This is a genomic window from Pseudomonas sp. WC1 (assembly GCF_050586565.1).
Lineage (GTDB): Bacteria > Pseudomonadota > Gammaproteobacteria > Pseudomonadales > Pseudomonadaceae > Aquipseudomonas.
On sequence record NZ_JBOBDQ010000088.1, the window covers coordinates 1 to 15,723 of the forward strand.

General features: G+C 64.6%; 18 protein-coding genes. 9 read left to right on the plus strand and 9 right to left on the minus strand.

The window, feature by feature from the left end; genetic code table 11:
• The first annotated feature begins 40 nt into the window (after positions 1-40).
• A complete protein-coding gene (gene urtE / locus ACQ4OD_RS25215) occupies positions 41-739 on the plus strand; it encodes an urea ABC transporter ATP-binding subunit UrtE (RefSeq protein ID WP_430945134.1) in 699 nt (232 codons plus the stop codon).
• A gap of 31 nt (positions 740-770) precedes the next feature.
• A complete protein-coding gene (locus ACQ4OD_RS25220; RefSeq protein WP_139673784.1) occupies positions 771-1,283 on the plus strand; it encodes a GNAT family N-acetyltransferase in 513 nt (170 codons plus the stop codon).
• Positions 1,284-1,316: 33 nt separating this feature from the next.
• Here ACQ4OD_RS25220 and ACQ4OD_RS25225 read toward each other — a convergent pair whose 3' ends face one another.
• Together ACQ4OD_RS25225 and cbpA are read right to left on the minus strand one after the other, a co-directional pair.
• Positions 1,317-1,622 (minus strand): chaperone modulator CbpM, encoded by a 306-nt coding sequence (locus ACQ4OD_RS25225; protein ID WP_023630087.1) that lies wholly within the window; start codon positions 1,620-1,622, stop codon positions 1,317-1,319.
• A gap of 2 nt (positions 1,623-1,624) precedes the next feature.
• The gene (gene cbpA / locus ACQ4OD_RS25230; RefSeq protein WP_102683965.1) at positions 1,625-2,584 is read right to left on the minus strand and encodes a curved DNA-binding protein; all 960 of its coding nucleotides are present in this window, start codon (positions 2,582-2,584) and stop codon (positions 1,625-1,627) included.
• A gap of 162 nt (positions 2,585-2,746) precedes the next feature.
• On the opposite strand from cbpA, the gene ACQ4OD_RS25235 reads away from it, so the two are divergent.
• Positions 2,747-4,018, plus strand: coding sequence for an Hsp70 family protein (locus ACQ4OD_RS25235; protein ID WP_430945135.1), 1,272 nt, complete (start codon positions 2,747-2,749; stop codon positions 4,016-4,018).
• A 123-nt stretch (positions 4,019-4,141) separates the two neighbouring features.
• Here the strand turns inward: ACQ4OD_RS25235 and ACQ4OD_RS25240 are convergent, their stop codons facing one another.
• The 3 genes from ACQ4OD_RS25240 to ACQ4OD_RS25250 form a co-directional block, all read right to left on the minus strand.
• The gene (locus ACQ4OD_RS25240) at positions 4,142-5,149 is read right to left on the minus strand and encodes an AI-2E family transporter (protein ID WP_046854025.1); all 1,008 of its coding nucleotides are present in this window, start codon (positions 5,147-5,149) and stop codon (positions 4,142-4,144) included.
• Positions 5,150-5,219: 70 nt separating this feature from the next.
• Positions 5,220-5,504, minus strand: a complete 285-nt coding sequence (locus ACQ4OD_RS25245) for a PsiF family protein (protein ID WP_046854024.1) — start codon at positions 5,502-5,504, stop codon at positions 5,220-5,222.
• 64 nt (positions 5,505-5,568) lie between these two features.
• Positions 5,569-6,357, minus strand: coding sequence for an AraC family transcriptional regulator (locus tag ACQ4OD_RS25250; RefSeq protein ID WP_430945136.1), 789 nt, complete (start codon positions 6,355-6,357; stop codon positions 5,569-5,571).
• Between the two features lie 141 nt (positions 6,358-6,498).
• On the opposite strand from ACQ4OD_RS25250, the gene ACQ4OD_RS25255 reads away from it, so the two are divergent.
• Positions 6,499-7,392 carry a DMT family transporter gene (locus ACQ4OD_RS25255; RefSeq protein WP_430945137.1) on the plus strand — a complete coding sequence of 298 codons (894 nt, stop codon included), beginning with the start codon at positions 6,499-6,501 and terminating at the stop codon, positions 7,390-7,392.
• On the opposite strand, the gene ACQ4OD_RS25260 is transcribed toward ACQ4OD_RS25255, so the two are convergent.
• Positions 7,373-8,263, minus strand: coding sequence for a lipase family alpha/beta hydrolase (locus tag ACQ4OD_RS25260; protein WP_198755616.1), 891 nt, complete (start codon positions 8,261-8,263; stop codon positions 7,373-7,375). The genes ACQ4OD_RS25255 and ACQ4OD_RS25260 overlap by 20 nt on opposite strands.
• Positions 8,264-8,385: 122 nt before the next feature.
• Here ACQ4OD_RS25260 and osmE point away from each other — a divergent pair, with 122 nt between their 5' ends.
• Together osmE and ACQ4OD_RS25270 are read left to right on the plus strand one after the other, a co-directional pair.
• A complete protein-coding gene (osmE, locus tag ACQ4OD_RS25265; protein WP_102683961.1) occupies positions 8,386-8,727 on the plus strand; it encodes an osmotically-inducible lipoprotein OsmE in 342 nt (113 codons plus the stop codon).
• A 6-nt stretch (positions 8,728-8,733) separates the two neighbouring features.
• A complete protein-coding gene (locus tag ACQ4OD_RS25270) occupies positions 8,734-9,291 on the plus strand; it encodes a ferritin-like domain-containing protein (protein ID WP_232968180.1) in 558 nt (185 codons plus the stop codon).
• Between the two features lie 92 nt (positions 9,292-9,383).
• On the opposite strand, the gene ACQ4OD_RS25275 is transcribed toward ACQ4OD_RS25270, so the two are convergent.
• Positions 9,384-11,450 (minus strand): AsmA family protein, encoded by a 2,067-nt coding sequence (locus tag ACQ4OD_RS25275; protein ID WP_430945138.1) that lies wholly within the window; start codon positions 11,448-11,450, stop codon positions 9,384-9,386.
• 335 nt (positions 11,451-11,785) lie between these two features.
• Here ACQ4OD_RS25275 and ACQ4OD_RS25280 point away from each other — a divergent pair, with 335 nt between their 5' ends.
• The 3 genes from ACQ4OD_RS25280 (at position 11,786) to ACQ4OD_RS25290 (ending at position 14,292) form a co-directional block, all read left to right on the plus strand.
• Positions 11,786-12,286 (plus strand): phage infection protein, encoded by a 501-nt coding sequence (locus ACQ4OD_RS25280; protein ID WP_198755618.1) that lies wholly within the window; start codon positions 11,786-11,788, stop codon positions 12,284-12,286.
• A 121-nt stretch (positions 12,287-12,407) separates the two neighbouring features.
• Entirely contained in the window at positions 12,408-13,040 is a 633-nt protein-coding gene (locus tag ACQ4OD_RS25285; RefSeq protein WP_430945139.1) for a TetR family transcriptional regulator, read from the plus strand.
• A gap of 163 nt (positions 13,041-13,203) precedes the next feature.
• Positions 13,204-14,292 carry an AGE family epimerase/isomerase gene (locus ACQ4OD_RS25290; RefSeq protein ID WP_430945140.1) on the plus strand — a complete coding sequence of 363 codons (1,089 nt, stop codon included), beginning with the start codon at positions 13,204-13,206 and terminating at the stop codon, positions 14,290-14,292.
• Positions 14,293-14,368: 76 nt separating this feature from the next.
• Here ACQ4OD_RS25290 and ACQ4OD_RS25295 read toward each other — a convergent pair whose 3' ends face one another.
• Together ACQ4OD_RS25295 and ACQ4OD_RS25300 are read right to left on the minus strand one after the other, a co-directional pair.
• Positions 14,369-15,136, minus strand: coding sequence for an SDR family oxidoreductase (locus tag ACQ4OD_RS25295; RefSeq protein ID WP_110701808.1), 768 nt, complete (start codon positions 15,134-15,136; stop codon positions 14,369-14,371).
• A 365-nt stretch (positions 15,137-15,501) separates the two neighbouring features.
• Positions 15,502-15,723, minus strand: a 222-nt coding sequence (locus tag ACQ4OD_RS25300) for a hypothetical protein (RefSeq protein WP_430945141.1), incomplete at its 5' end; no start/stop codon positions are given.

A 15,723-nucleotide genomic window follows, 5' to 3' on the forward strand; every position in this document is an offset into this window, starting at 1 on the left:
AGGCCGGTGCAGGCGAGGTAAAAACCAACAGGGACATGACATGCTGAAAATCGACACCCTGCACCAGTACTACGGCGGCAGCCACATCCTGCGCGGTCTGTCCTTCGAGGCCAAGGTCGGCGAGGTCACCTGCCTGCTGGGCCGCAACGGCGTGGGCAAGACCACCCTGCTGCGCTGCCTGATGGGCCTGCTGCCAGCCCGCGAGGGCCGCGTGGAATGGGAAGGCAAGCCGATCACCACGCTCAAGCCCCAGCAACGGGTCCAGGCCGGCATCGCCTACGTGCCCCAGGGCCGCGAGATTTTCCCGCGCCTGACTGTCGAGGAAAACCTGCTGATGGGCCTGTCGCGCTTCCCCGCCCGTGAGGCACGGGAAGTGCCGGCGTTCATCTACGGACTGTTCCCGGTGCTGGAGCAGATGAAACAACGCCGTGGCGGCGACCTCTCTGGCGGCCAGCAGCAACAGTTGGCCATCGGCCGCGCCCTGGCCAGCCGCCCGCGCCTGTTGATCCTCGACGAACCTACCGAAGGCATCCAGCCGTCGGTGATCAAGGAGATCGGCGCGGTGATCCGCAAGCTCGCCGACCGTGGCGACATGGCCATCCTGCTGGTGGAGCAGTTCTACGATTTCGCCGAGGAACTGGCCGACCAGTACCTGGTCATGGCCCGCGGCGAGATCGTCCAGCGCGGCCGCGGCGAAAACATGCAGGCTGAAGGTGTGCGCGGCCTGGTTACCATTTAATCTGCAACCACTTCCCTTGCGAGACGCTGTCATGAGTTACCAGATCCGCGACGCCCTGATCGACGACGTGCCGGGCATCCTCGACATCTACAACGACGCCGTGGCCAACACCACGGCGATCTGGAACGAAACCCCGGTGGACCTGGCCAATCGCCTGGCCTGGTTCGAGGCCCGCGCGCAGCAGGGTTATCCAATCCTGGTCGCGGTGGATGACAGCGGCGTGCTGGGTTACGCCTCGTTCGGCGACTGGCGCCCCTTCGAGGGCTTCCGCCATACGGTCGAACATTCGGTGTACATCCGTGCAGACCAGCGCGGCAAAGGTCTGGGCCCGGTGCTGATGGAAGCGCTGGTCGAACGGGCCAGGGGCTGTGGCAAGCATGTGATGGTCGCCGCCATCGAGAGCGGCAATGCCGCGTCGGTGCGCCTGCACGAGCGGTTGGGGTTCGTGGTGACCGGGCAGATGCCGCAGGTAGGGGTGAAGTTCGGCCGGTGGCTGGACCTGACCTTCATGCAATTGATGCTCGATCCTGGGGCACAGCCGTGAAGCCCGAGGGGCCGCCGTGCGGCCCCACAACGTTTACATCTGGGTAAACCGGCCCAACCGTTGGCGCAGCATGTGGTTCTCGCTGCGCAACTGCTGTACCTCTTCCAGCAGCTCAAGCGCCAGGGCCACCCCTTCCCACTCCAGCTCCAGCTGATCATGCAGCTTCACCGCACGCTTGAGGGTGACCGGCGCGCGGTCGTCGAACACCCATTCCTCCGGCGTTCGCCCCGAAGGTTCAACAATGCCGTGCTCGACGATCTCGATCACGCAATCGGCCGTGAGGTCGGCTTCCTGGCAAAGGGTACGCATGTCCAGTTGAACGATCAGGGTGCTGCTCATGATCACTTACTCCATTGAGTCCTCGGGTTGAACGCGGCTTTCTCGGAGAGCTGGGTCCACAATGCGCGCGCTGCGTCATCGGATTGGGCAGGCATTACTACCTTGAGCTGGGCGTACAGGTCGCCGCGCTCGCCCTGCTTGTTCAACAGGCCCATGCCCTTGACCCGCAGGCGCTGGCCGCTCTGGCTGTCGGGACGGATGGTCAGGTTGATCTTGCCGGTCAGAGTCGGCACGGCCACCTTGGCGCCGAGTGCCGCCTCCCACGGTGCCAGCGGCACGGTAATGATCAGGTCATGACCTTCGACATCGAACAGCGGGTGCGGTGCCATGCGGATGGTCAGGAACAAATCGCCGTTGGCCCCGCCGCCCACGCCCGGCGCGCCCTGGCCCTTGAGGCGGATGCGCTCGCCGTCGGTCACACCGGCAGGGATCTTCACGTTCAGGGTCTTGGTGGTGAACCCGGTGCGCTGGCCTGCAGCGTTGGTCTGCGGCACCTGGAAGCTGATCTGCTTGGATTCCTTGTTCAGGGTTTCCTCGAGGAACACCGCCAGTTCCAGTTCCACGTCCTGCCCTCGCCTGCCGGCACTGCGTTGTTGCCGGCCACCGCCGCCACCGAAGGGGTTGCCACCCCGGGCGCCGAAGATCGAGCTGAAGAAATCGGAAAAATCGCCACCTTCGAAACCACCGCCACCACCGCTGCGAGACTCCCAGCCAGGCGGCGCCTGGAACGGCCGGCCATGCTGGCCGCCGTATTTGCGGATCTCGTCGTACTCGGCGCGCTTGTCCTTGTCGCCAAGCACTTCGTAGGCCTCGTTGGCCTCCTTGAACTTGTCCTCGGCGTCACGCTCCTTGCTGACGTCGGGGTGATACTTGCGCGCGAGCTTGCGGTACGCGGCCTTGATCGCCTTGTCGTCCGCGCTCGCCTCGACGCCGAGTATCTTGTAATAGTCTTTGAAGTCCATCTATGGATCACCGATGTGAATGTACGTATTGCTACTGAAGATTGGGGTCAAGCATAGCCTTTCAAGGCTCATCCGGGGTTGCGCTATCGCAGACGACCGGTCTTGATTTAGCCGCAGAACGGCATAAACTGCGCGGCCGTTTTGCCTCCGGAAGCTTTCTCCATGTCTGACGTATCCCCGGCCCGTGCCCTCGGCATCGACTTCGGTACCTCCAACTCCACGGTCGGCTGGCACCGCCCTGGCGCCGAATCGCTGATCGCCCTGGAAGACGGCAAGATCACCCTGCCGTCGGTGGTCTTCTTCAATATCGAGGAACGTCGCCCGGTGTACGGCCGCCTGGCCCTGCACGAGTACCTGGAAGGCTACGAAGGCCGCCTGATGCGCTCGCTCAAGAGCCTGCTGGGCTCCAAGCTGATCAAGCACGACACCAGCGTGCTGGGCAGCGCCCTGCCGTTCAAGGACCTGCTGGGCATGTTCATCGGCGAGCTGAAAAAGCGCGCCGAAGCCGATGCCGGCCGCGAATTCGACCAGGTGGTGCTCGGCCGCCCGGTATTTTTCGTCGACGAAGACCCGGCCGCCGACCAGGAGGCCGAGGATACCCTGGCGGAAGTTGCGCGCAAGATCGGCTTCAAGGACGTGTCGTTCCAGTACGAGCCGATCGCTGCGGCGTTCGACTACGAGTCGGGCATCAGCCGTGAAGAGCTGGTGCTGATTGTGGATATCGGCGGTGGTACCTCGGACTTTACCCTGATCCGCCTGTCGCCCGAGCGCCACCTGGTGGCCGAGCGCCAGGACGACATCCTCGCCACCGGCGGCGTGCACATCGGCGGTACCGACTTCGACAAGCAGCTGAGCCTGCAGGGTGTGATGCCGCTGTTCGGCTATGGCAGCCGGATGAAAAGCGGCGCGCTGATGCCCACCAGCTACCACCTCAACCTGGCCACCTGGCACACCATCAACGCCCTGTATGCGCAAAAGTCGCAGCTGGCCCTGGGCAGCATGCGCTACGACATCGAGGACACCCTGGGTATCGACCGCCTGTTCAAGCTGATCGAGCAGCGCGCCGGGCACTGGCTGGCGATGGAGGTGGAGGCCAGCAAGATCGAGCTGACCGAGCGCGACAGCCGGAGCATCGATTTTGGCCGGATCGAGCCGCAGCTGTCGGCCGAGCTGACCCGGGCACTGTTCGAAGAAGCCATCGATGGGCTGCTGGAGCGGGTGCGCGGCAGCGTGAGCGAACTGCTGGCCAAGGCAGGCGTGAGCGAGAGCCAGGTGGACACGGTGTTCTTCACCGGCGGCTCCAGCGGCATTCCGGCGCTGCGCAACAGCGTGGCGGCGATGCTGCCCAATGCGCGGCATGTGGAAGGCAATATCTTCGGCAGCATCGGCAGCGGTCTGGCGATCGAGGCGCGCAAGCGCTACGGCGTGCTCTGATCGATTTGGGGCCGCTTTGCGGCCCTTTCGCCGGCAAGCCGGCTCCCACAAAAGCTGGGTACGCACCTCTCCTGTGGGAGCTGGCTTGCCAGCGAAAGGGCCGCAAAGCGGCCCCGGTGATCCTCAGACCAACTCAGCCCGCTTCAACTCGCTCTTCAGGTAGGCGTAGTAGATCGGCCCCGCCACCACCCCCGGCAGGCCGAACGCCGCCTCGAACACCAGCATCGCCAGCAACAGCTCCCAGGCCTTGGCACTGATCTGGCCGCCGACGATCCGCGCGTTGAGGAAATACTCGACCTTGTGGATAACGATCAAGTACCCCAGCGCCGCCATCGCCACCCAGATCGACAGCGACAGGCCGACGATGGTGATCAGGGTGTTGGACATCAGGTTGCCGATCACCGGCAGCAGCCCGAGCAGGAAGGTCAGCACGATCAGGGTCTTGGTCAGCGGCAGGTGCACGCCGAACAGCGGCAGCACCACGGCAAGGAAGATGCCGGTGAAGAAGGTGTTGAGCAACGAGATCTTGATCTGCGCGAAGACGATGTTGCGAAACGCCTGCACCAGCAGGCTCAGGCGCTCGAACAAGGCCGCGGCCAGGGGCTTGCGCCGAGAAATGTCGGGGATGCGCTGCAGGGCGACGATGGCGCCGAGGATCATGCCGATCAACAGGGTCACGAACATGTGCGCCATGCCCTTGCCGACCAGTTGCAGGTCGCTCAGGTGGCTCTTGATCCATTCGCCGATGGCCACCTTGAACTCGGCGGCGCTGGCCGGCAGGTAGGCTTCGATGAACGGCGGCAACTGGCCACGGGCACGCTCGACCAGGCCCATGAACTTGTCCAGCGAGGCGCCGGGGTTCTCGGCCTCGTGCAGGAGGAAACTGAAGGCGCCGGCAATCAGCAGGGTGAGCGTGCTCACCACCAATGTGCCGAGCAGCGCCACCGCCAGCCAGCGCGCACGCTGCCCGGCGATCAGCGGCTGCAGCCTGGGGGTGAGCATGTTGACCAGCTCGAACACCAGCAGGCCGGCGAGCAGGCTCGGCAGCAGCTTCAGGGGCAGCGCCAGCAACAGGCCGGCCATGACGATGATCCAGCTGGCCAGGGTGACCTGGCGGGGGGTGAAGGTCATACAGCCTCGACGGCAGACAGCGGAAAGTCCCGCAGTCTGCCAGCCTTCACGGCAGAGGCATAGGCGCAGGTCATTTCTTCTTCAGGCAGTCGCTCATGAAGGTCTTGCGCTCGTCGCCCTTGAGCGCCTTGGTGGTGGCATCGGCGTTACAGGTCTTCATCTTCTCCTGCTGGGTGGCGGCAGGCTTGGCCTTGAGGCAAGTGCTCATGAACGCCTTGCGCTCGTCGCCCTTGAGCGCCTTGGCGGTCGCGTCGGCGTTGCAGGTCTTCATCTTTTCCTGTTGCGCGGTGGCGGCGAATCCTTGCCCCGCGATCAACATGCCCAACACCAGCAGGGGTACGTGCAGCAGCTTCATGGAGTGGTCTCCTTGCCTGCGCGCCGGATGCGCGCTCGTCGCAGCTGAGTGTAGACAAGAATTTTTACATCTCTGTCCGCGCCCGCCGTCGGTACTGTTCCGGCGTGCACCGGGCCTGGCGCTGGAACATGGCTATGAAGGCCGACGCGCTGCTGTAGCCGAGGTCGAAGGCGATGGCCTGGATCGCGGTGCCTGCCTCGAGCGCCTCGATGGCGCGTAGAAAGCGCAGGCGCAGGCGCCATTCGCCGAAGCTCATCCCCAGTTCACGCAGAAACTGCCGCGCCAGGGTGCGTTCGCTGACATGCACCTGCGCGGCCCAGTGGGCCAGCGGGCGGTTGTCGCCGGGTTCGCCATGCAATCCTTCAAGCACCTGGCGCAGGCTGTCGCTGCGGGCGAACGGCAGGTAGCAGGTCTGGGTCTGCGCCAGGTGCAACTGGTCCAACAGCACCTGTGCCAGGCGCTGGTCACGCTCGTCCCGGGCGATGCGCAGGTCGCGGCGGGCGAAGTCGCCGAGGATCGCCTTGAGGATGTCGCTGATCACCAGGCTGCAGGGTTGCCCAGGCAGCCCGGCACACAGGCTGCGGTCAAGGTAGACCGAGCGGTAGACGATGGCCTGGGGGTTGTAGCAGCCATGTTCGGTATCCGGCGGCACCCAGACAGCATAGTGCGGCGGCGAAATGAAGCGCTGGCCTTCGACATCCAGGTGCATCAGGCCATGGGACGCGTAGTTGAGCTGGCCCCAGGGGTGACGGTGCGGGGCGCTATGGGTGTCGGCGCCGAATTCGTCGTAGCGAAAGTACACCGGGGCCGGGAGCTGGTCGAAGCGCGGAATATCGAGGTACTTGCGGGCCATGCTGTCTGCTTCGCGGGGTAGGTTGTCTGGATGGAAGTATAGGCATGCAAGCAGACAAGCGATAATACCCGCCGTCACACCCTCCCTGCAGGAGGGGGCGAGCCCGCTCCTGCAGGGGACACCCGTTACCTGAGAGTCCCAATGAACTACCTCTTCCCCCTCATCGCCATCCTCATCTGGGCCGGCAACACCGTGGTCACCAAGATGTCCGCGGGGGCCATCTTCCCGGCCGAGATCGGTTTCTACCGCTGGCTGCTGGCCGGCCTGCTGTTCACGCCGTTCCTGCTGCCCCAGGTCTGGCGCAACCGCGCGACGATCCGCCCGCACCTGGGCAAGGTGTTCGTGCTGGGCGTGCTGGGCATGGCCATCTACCAGAGCCTGGCGTACTTCGCCGCCAGCATCACCAGCGCCACCAACATGGGCATCATCCTCTCGCTGATGCCGCTGATGTCACTGGCCCTGTCCATCGCCTGGCTGGGCCAGCGCCTGAGCTACGGCGCGCTGCTGGGCGCGATCGTGTCGTTCTTCGGCGTGCTCGAAGTTGTCTCGGCCGGGCAGCCTGGCACGCTGCTGCACCAGGGCCTGAACAGTGGCGACCTGATGATGCTGGTGGCCACCCTCGCCTATGCGCTGTACAGCTTCCTGCTGAAGAAATGGCAGCTGCGCCTGCCGCCGCTGCAATTGCTCTACCTGCAGGTGCTGGTGGCGATCCTGGTGCTGCTGCCGCTGTTTGTGCTGTCACCGAAGACCGGGCTGAACGGCCACAACCTCGGCCTGGTGCTGTATGCCGGCCTGCTGGCCTCGATGGTCGCGCCGCGAGTATGGATGCAGGCCGTGCATCGCCTGGGCCCGAGCCGCACCACGCTGTTCTTCAACCTGCTGCCGGTGGTCACGGCGGTGATCGCCGCAGTGGTGCTGGACGAGCAATTGGCCAGTTATCACCTGGTCGGCGGTTTGCTGACACTGGTCGGCGTGCTGCTGGCCGAGCGCTGGACAACGCCAGTACGTCGCACGGTCACACCCCCGCGGCCTTGAGCCGTGCGGCATGTTCGGTGAACAGCCGCACCGGTTCGGCGCCCTTGCCCACCGCGCCGAGGGACTGGTTGACGATGTCCAGGTGGTCGAGCGGATAGTCGTCGCCGATCACCTGGCCCAGGTGCGAGCTGAAGCGCCCGACCATGCCGTCGCAGTGGCCCTTCTCGCGCACGAAGCTGCGGGCAAACAAGCGGCAGAAGCGATTGCTGCCGTCGAAGCGGTTCAAGCCCTGGTCGGTGCGGCCCGGCTGCAAGGTGCCTGACCAGGAGTAGTAACGCACGCCGTTCACCTCGGCCGGCCCCTCGCCGCCCCAGACCTCGGGCAGCCCCTGTGGATAAGCCTGGTTGAACAGCGCCACCCCGGCGCTGGTCAGCGACTGGTGCGAGGCATGCACGTCGATCGGCAGCGGATCCCGGCGCCAGCCGGTCTCCAGCCAGCCCAGCAGCACGGCGAAACCATGCAGCACGGCCTTGAGGATGCGCCCCTTGGCAGAGTCGCCCGGCGCCGTGCGTTCAAGGTGGTCGGCCAGCTCCGAGCCATGGTTGGGGCCGGCCACCGAGGTCACCGAGGCCACCCGGTCTGGCCGCTTCGCCGCCGCATAGCGGGCACTGAGCGCGCCCTGGCTGTGGCCGATCAGATTGACCTTCTCGACCCCCGTCCGCTGGCAGATGTCCTCGATGATGATCAACAGCTGCTCGCCGCGCACCTCGCTGGAATGCAGCGGCGACACCTGCACCGGATACACCTGCGCGCCGCCCCGGCGCAACGCCGGGACAATGCCGAACCAGTAGGGATACAGCAGCGCCCGCACGAAACCGAGCATGCCCGGCACCAGCACCAGTGGATAACGCGTGGCCAGTTCCTGACTCATCACCCTGCCCTTTTCCATGGACGACCGGCCCACACTACAGCGTGCCCTGCGTCATTCGCAATCGAACTCCCGGCGCGCTGCGCGGTTCCAAGCAGAACAGACCCTGAGCAAGGAGCGGGACCATGTACAAGCACACCCTGGCCATCCTTCTGGCAAGCGCGACCCTCGCCGCCTGCGGCAGCCGCCCGGAAAACCCGGTGGACTACGTCACCTACCGTGACGAGCCGCTGGTCAAGCAGGTGGAGCACGGCATGACCATGCAGAAGGTCATCGCCATCGGCGGCAGCCCGTCGAATGTCAGTGACCTGCCCCACGGCGGCACCTGCAACGACTACATCCTCAACCGCGATGGCCAGCAACAGCCCTATTACGTGCGCTTCGACGCCACCGGCCATGTCGACGCCAAGGGCTTCAAGACCTGCAAGCAACGCCAGGAAGACAGCGACGCCGTCCACGGCGCATGACACCCCATGACCACCCTGATCCTTTCGGAGATGAACATGAGCGTTGAACTGACCGATGTGAAAACCCTGCGCGAACGTGCCCGCCAGCATGTCGAGCAAGGCGCGGTGACCGAGGGTTACCACGCCGATCGCGAGAAGATCCTGCGCCTGCTCAACGAGTCGCTGGCCACCGAGCTGGTCTGCGTGCTGCGCTACAAGCGTCACTACTTCATGGCCAGCGGTATCAAGGCCAGCGTCGCCGCCGAGGAGTTCCTCGAGCACGCCACCCAGGAAGCCGAGCATGCCGACAAGCTGGCCGAACGCATTGTACAGCTGGGCGGCGAGCCGGACTTCAACCCCGACAACCTGACCAAGAATTCCCATGCCCAGTACGTGGCGGGCAGTTCATTGAAGGAGATGGTGCTGGAGGATCTGGTGGCCGAACGGATCGCCATCGACAGCTACCGCGAGATCATCCAGTACATCGGCGATAAAGACCCGACCACGCGGCGCATCTTCGAAGACATCCTGGCCCAGGAAGAAGAGCACGCCGACGATATGTCGGATCTGTTGCAGGGCTTGTAGTGTTGGGGGCGCTGTGCGCCCCAATCGCCGGCAAGCCGGCTCCCACAGGCGATCGGTGATAACTGTGGGAGCGATCGGGCCGCAAAGCGGCCCTACTTCTTGGCCTTCACCGCCGCCGGCGCCTTGCCGGCGCGCATCTGCTGCAACAACGGCGTGCACTGGTTGGGCACATCGCCGCTGCTCGGCGCGATCAGCGCCAGCAGCCCCGCCGCCGGCCCCGCCACCACACCCAAGGCCACCATCCCCGCACCGCGCAAAGCCAGCGGTACTGCCTGCACGCCGGCACTGGGCTTGGCAAACGGCCCGCGCACATACAACGGCGAGCGCAGCGAGAACAGCCGCAACCCTTTCGATTCCGGGGTGATCTTCAGGTCCAGTTGCTCGCTGGCGAAATTGGCCGTGCCGTTAATGTAGATGATCGCGTTCTCGGTATCGAAAACGAACAGGCGGGTGGTCGCCAGGCCCTCCTTGATGCCGACATCGGCCGCGGCACAGTTTATCTTCACTTCCTCATCGCCAAACAGCTTGCCGATCACGTAGTTGCCCACGTTGAGCCCGGCGATCTCCATCAGGCTGCGGCTGATGGCGCCATCGTTGATCAGCAGGCGCAGGTCGCCGTTGGAAGTGCCGAGCAACGCCGCCACCGAGTTGCCCCGGCCACTGATATCGGCGTCGCCGTTGAGCTCGCCGAAGCTGGTCTGCATGGGCGCGAAGCTGGGGAACAATTGCTTGAGCTTGAAGCCCCGGGCGGTGAGCTGGGCGCGCCCCTGCATCGGCGTGCTGCGCCCGTCCAGGCGGATGTTGGAATCGAGGCTGCCCCCGGCCACGCCGAAGCGCAGCGGTTCCAGGCGCAGCAGGCCATCCTCGAGGATCACGTGGGCGGACAAATCGTTGAACGGCAGTTTCTCGCTGTGCACGATGCGCTTGCCGGCAAAGGTCACGTCGGCATCCATCGCCCGCCAGCGCTCGGTGCGGAACTCCTCTACCGGCAACACCTTGTTGGCCGGCTGCTTGCTGGCGCCGCCGCGAGCCTTCTGCTCGACGTTCGAATCGGCGCCGATCAGCGGTGCCAGGTCCTTGAACAGCAGTTGGTTGGAGACCAGTTTGCCGGACAGTTTTGGCCGGGGCTGGCTGGCGACGAAGGCCAGGTCGCCATGGATATCACTGTCGCCGATCTTGCCGTTGAAGCCTGCATAGCGGAAATGCGCGCCCTCGGCGGCCTGCAGGTTGGCGCTCAGGTGGCCGTCGGTGGCGTAGGGTGGGGTGTCGGGCAGGGTCACGCCGGTCAGCGGGTAGAGGTTGCCCAGGCTGCTGCCGGAGAGCTTCAGGCGCAGGTCGAGGGCCCCCAGGTTGCGAGGGTCGGTCAGGGTACCGGCAAGGGCCACGTGGGTATCGCCGATGCGCACGTCGGCCTGCAGCGGGAAGGGTTGGCTGGCATCCTGCAGCGCCAGCAGGCCGCCGATCTTGCCGGTGCCGGCCACCGCCTGGCCCTTGTAGCGCCCCTGGGCCTTGAAGCCGAAGGCATAGTCCTGGGCGTTGCCGGCCTTCTCGGCGCTGGCCTTGCCGACGATGTCGCTGAACGGAATCGGCTTGCCCAGCGGGTCGACCTGCACTTTCATGCTGGTTTTCAGGGTCTGGTCGTCGAAGCTGACATTGCCCTGGTCGAAGCCGATCGCGCCGATGTCCAGCACCCACTTCGACGGCTCCTCGTGCTCATCCTTGGGCCCGAAGTCGAACACCCAGTTGGCCCGGCCATCGACCAGGCGGGTGAGGCTGGCACTGGGCTTGACCAGGTCGATGCGCGGGATGCTGATGCGCTGGACGATCAGCGGCAACGGCGCCAGGCGAAAACCCACCCGCTCCAGGCCCACCATGCGCGGCTCCTTGAGCCATTCGGGGTTGCCCAGGGTGAGGTCTTCGGCGGTGAAGTGCGGCCAGGGCACGAAGGCACGCCAGCCGCCCTCCTCGGGTTCGGTGCGCCAGTGCACGGCGAGGTTGCCATTGATCGCGAAAGGCCGGTGCAGGGCTTCGGAGACTTTCTCGTTGAGCAACGGCTTGACGCGGTTCCAGTCGAAGGTGGCGATCACCACCACCAGGATTGCCAACAGGGTGGCCAGGGTGGCGAAGGTCCAGACGATGATTCTGGCAGGGCGCGTCATTGCGTGATTCTCCTGACTGCATGGAAGGCGGCGCGACGATGGCACTCATTATGTCGGACTGATGAAAACCCGCCGGGTTTAATCCGCGCAGCATGATAACCAAGATTTTCCTGACGATTTTCTCAGCTTTTGGTCTACGGAGCGTGGCAGTGTTACCGGGGAGTCGGCGTGCCTCAATACTCGGCGCATCGCCGAAAACATTGAGCCAGAGCGCTCCAAGCACAGTATCAATGCCGTCGATTGTTACCATTATCCTGATGAACTTTTCTCTGGAGTTACCGGGCGTAGCATTGGCTCCGTACCCACTTTCCAGCCCCCCAGAGGAGCACCGAATCATGAAACGCCATCTGCTGCTGAGCCTGACCCTGTCTGTACTTGCTGCCAACGCCTTCGCCCTGCCAGCCGAAGACCAGCACCTGAGCGCCGAGTCGCGCTCCAGCGCCATCACCGTCAGCCAACCGCTGAACACCTTGGCAGAAGGTGGCGCCGAGCGCCTGCAGGAACGTGCAGGCCGCGTGGCCGAAGGCGGTGCCGAACGCCTGCTCGAACGTAACAACCGTGTTGCCGAAGGTGGCTCTGATCGCCTGATTGAACGCAATGACCGTGTCGCCGAGGGTGGTTCCGATCGCCTGATCGAACGCAACGACCGTGTCGCCGAAGGGGGCTCCGATCGCCTGATCGAACGCAACGACCGCGTCGCCGAGGGTGGTTCCGATCGCCTGATCGAACGCAACGACCGCGTCGCCGAAGGTGGTTCCGATCGCCTCAACGAACGCAACAACCGTGTAGCCGAGGGTGGCTCGGATCGCCTGGTCGAACTCAGCCGTGTGAGCTGATCGCCATGGCCGAAAACAACAACCCTCCGCGTAGCAGCTGCTCCCCTCCAAGCCCGGTCCATTGACCGGGCTTCGTTTTTCTATCCAGAATGCCCAGCCGTACCGTCATAGAAGCCTGCCCATGCTGCCGCGCGCCGAACAGAAGCTACAAACCCGCCAGGCCCTGCTGGATGCCGCCTGCCTGCTCATGGAAAGCGGCCGGGGTTTCGGCAGCATCAGCCTGCGCGAGGTGGCCAAGGCCGCCGGCATCGTGCCCACTGGCTTCTACCGTCATTTCCCCGACATGGACGCCCTGGGCCTGGCCCTGGTCGCCGAGGTGGACACCACCTTCCGCCAGACCATCCGCCTGGTGCGCCATAACGAATTCGAACTGGGTGGCATCACCGATGCCTCGGTGCGCATCTTCCTCGACGTGGTCGCCGCCCACCGCGCGCAGTTCCTGTTCCTCGCCCGCGAGCAGTACGGCGGCTCGCAACCGGTGCGCCAAGCCATCGCCCGCCTGCGCCAGGACATCAGCAGCGACCTGGCCACCGACCTTGCGCGCATGCCGCGCTGGCGGCACCTGGACGGCGCCGCCCTGGCGGTGATAGCCGACCTGGTGGTCAAGACCGTGTTCGCCACCCTGCCCGAGCTGATCGACAGCCCCGAACCGGGCCATGCACAGGCGCTGACGGCACAGGAAAAGATCACCCAGCAGTTGCGCTTCATTTTTGTCGGCGCTCGGCACTGGCAGGGGCTGGGCAATCCAGGCTGACGCTCTTGCCCAAACAGGATCGTGGGAGCGGGCTTGCCCCGCGATAGCGCCATCGCGGGGCAAGTCGGGTCGCCGCATCGCCGCTCCCACGCTGCCCGCTCCCACGAACCACTGGCCACTTCTGCTACCATGGCGCCCTGCCCGACCGTCCACGAGCGCCACCATGTCCGACCCCCGCCCCGCACTGACCCGTTTCCAACAGCACTTCGCCGATCGCATCGTGCCGCTGTGGCAAGGCCCAGGCTGGAACGCCGACATGGCACTGCCCTACGAGGCCCTCGACACCCAGCACCGGCCACTGCCGGTGCAACGCTACCGGGCCATGGCCTGCGCCCGCCAGCTGTACCTGTTCAGCAGCCGTATAGAACAACCGGGCGCCGCCGAGCGCGCCGCGGCGCTGTTCCGCTCACTGCAGAAGCACTTCCACGACGCCGAGCACGGCGGCTGGTTCTACAGCATCGACGCCCAGGGCAAGCCGCTGGACCGGCGCAAGGACCTCTACACCCATGCCTTCATCGTCTTCGCCTGCGCCCATTACCTGGGCAAGGTCGGCGAAGGGCTGGTGGAAGCCACGCTCAATGGTGCCCTCGAGGTGATCCACGAGCAGTTCGCCCGCGACGATGGCCTGTACGAGGCCAGCCTGGGTGAGGATTGGTCAGACCTGGGCAGCGGCCCGCTGCAGAACCCGCAGATGCACCTGGCCGAAGCCTTTCTGCAAGTGCTGGCGGTACGTGAGGATGAAGAGGTGCGTCACTCGCTGTTGCAGCTGTGCGACGGCTTGCAGGCGCAGTTCATCGAGCCGCAACACGGCCTGATGCTGGAGAAACCGCGCGGGGCTGTGGATAACTGGTTCGAGCCGGGACACCAGTTCGAATGGTTCTATCTGCTCGACACTTCCGAGTTGCTGCGCGGTACTGCGCTGCATGCCTCCATCGAGCGGGCCTTCGACTTCGCCGAACAGTGCGGCGTGAAGGATGCTGCGGTACTGGCGATGCTGGATGTGGACGGCAAGGTGATCGACGCGACACAGCGTATCTGGGCGCAGGTGGAGTACCTGCGGGCACTGGCCCTGCGACCGGGAAGCGAGGCGCGGCTGCTGGAACAGCTCACGGCGCTGGAGTCACGCTTCCTGCATGAAGGCGGCTGGCATGAGTGCCGCGATGGCGAGGGGGCAGTGAGCCGCCATGACATGCCTTCGACCACGCCCTACCACCTGGCGACTTGCCTGGAAGGCTTGCAGCGCCTGGTCTGACACAATCGCGGGGCAAGTCGCATCGGCGCACCGCCGCTCCCGCGTCGTACAGGCATGGGAGCGGGCTTGCAGCGCATCAGCCCTTGAGCGAGCGATCGATCGAGAACCCTGCCCAGTCCTGGCTCACTGGCATCAGCTCAAGGCTGTTGATATTGATATGCGCCGGCTGGTTGAGGATCCAGAAGATGGTCTCGGCGATGTCCTGCGGCTGGATCGGCTCGGCACCGGCGTAGGTGGCGTCGTACTTGGCTTGGTCGCCGCCGAAACGCACCAGCGAGAACTCGCTTTCGCACAGCCCCGGCTCGATGTTGCTGACCCGTACGCCAGTGCCGCGCAGGTCGCAGCGCAGGCTCAGCGAGAACTGGCCGACGAAGGCCTTGGTGCCGCCATACACATTCGCGCCGGGGTACGGGTAGTTGCCCGCTACCGAACCGACATTGAGAATCGACGCGCCGCGCCCGTGGGCGATCAGGCGCGGCAACAGCAAGCGGGTGGTGTACATCAGGCCTTTGATGTTGGTGTCGACCATGGTTTCCCAGTCGTCCAGGCTGCAGTTCTGCGCCGCATCCACACCCAATGCCAGGCCGGCATTGTTGACCAGGCCCTGGAGCTTGTCGAAGCTCGGCGGCAGGCTGGCGATGGCGGCCTCCATGGCCTGGCGATCACGCACATCGACCACCAGCCCATGCACCTCGGTCTTGGCCGAGAGTTCTTGGCACAGCGCATCCAGGCGCTCCTTGCGGCGACCGGTGAGCACCAGCTTCCAGCCAGCATCGGCGAAACGGCGGGCGGTGGCCTCACCGAAACCGGAAGTCGCGCCAGTGATGAATACGGTGGACGTCATGCTCTTCTCCTTGGGTGTGCTCGGCAGGCCTTGCAGCATGCCCGGCGCAAGCGTTGTCGACAACCGTTTCAGCCACTGATCAAAAAACGTACAGACGCTGAAAAGCCCCGTGATTGCAGGCTTTCGTCAGGCTATGCGCATCTTATCCACAAGGCTTTCCCCACAGATTGGGGGCAACTTGTCGGCTCCAGGGAACCTTTGCTTGCTGTGGACATCTGCCCGTGATGGCGCAACGCTTTCAACCTGCCGTCTGTGGCGGTCTGTCCAAAGTTTTTTCACAGACTTATCCACAGAATTCAGATAGCTGTGGATGAACCGCGCAGCTGCTAAAAACCCTCAATAAATCATGCACAAGCAAGACCTGATCAAAAAACGAACAGTTCCTTGGAGGCTACGGTACACAAGGGCTTGAGCAAGGTGCCACCATGTTTTCCACAGGCGGTTCCACATAATCCGTGGAAAGTTTTCCAGCTGTGGAAACAATAGCTTGCGTGGGAGTTGTGGAGTGCTTCGAGAAAGATATGCGACAACTTGTCCACATCTCGACTGACTTGGGTTGGGGGCTGCATGGCAGCCCCCTTCGCCGG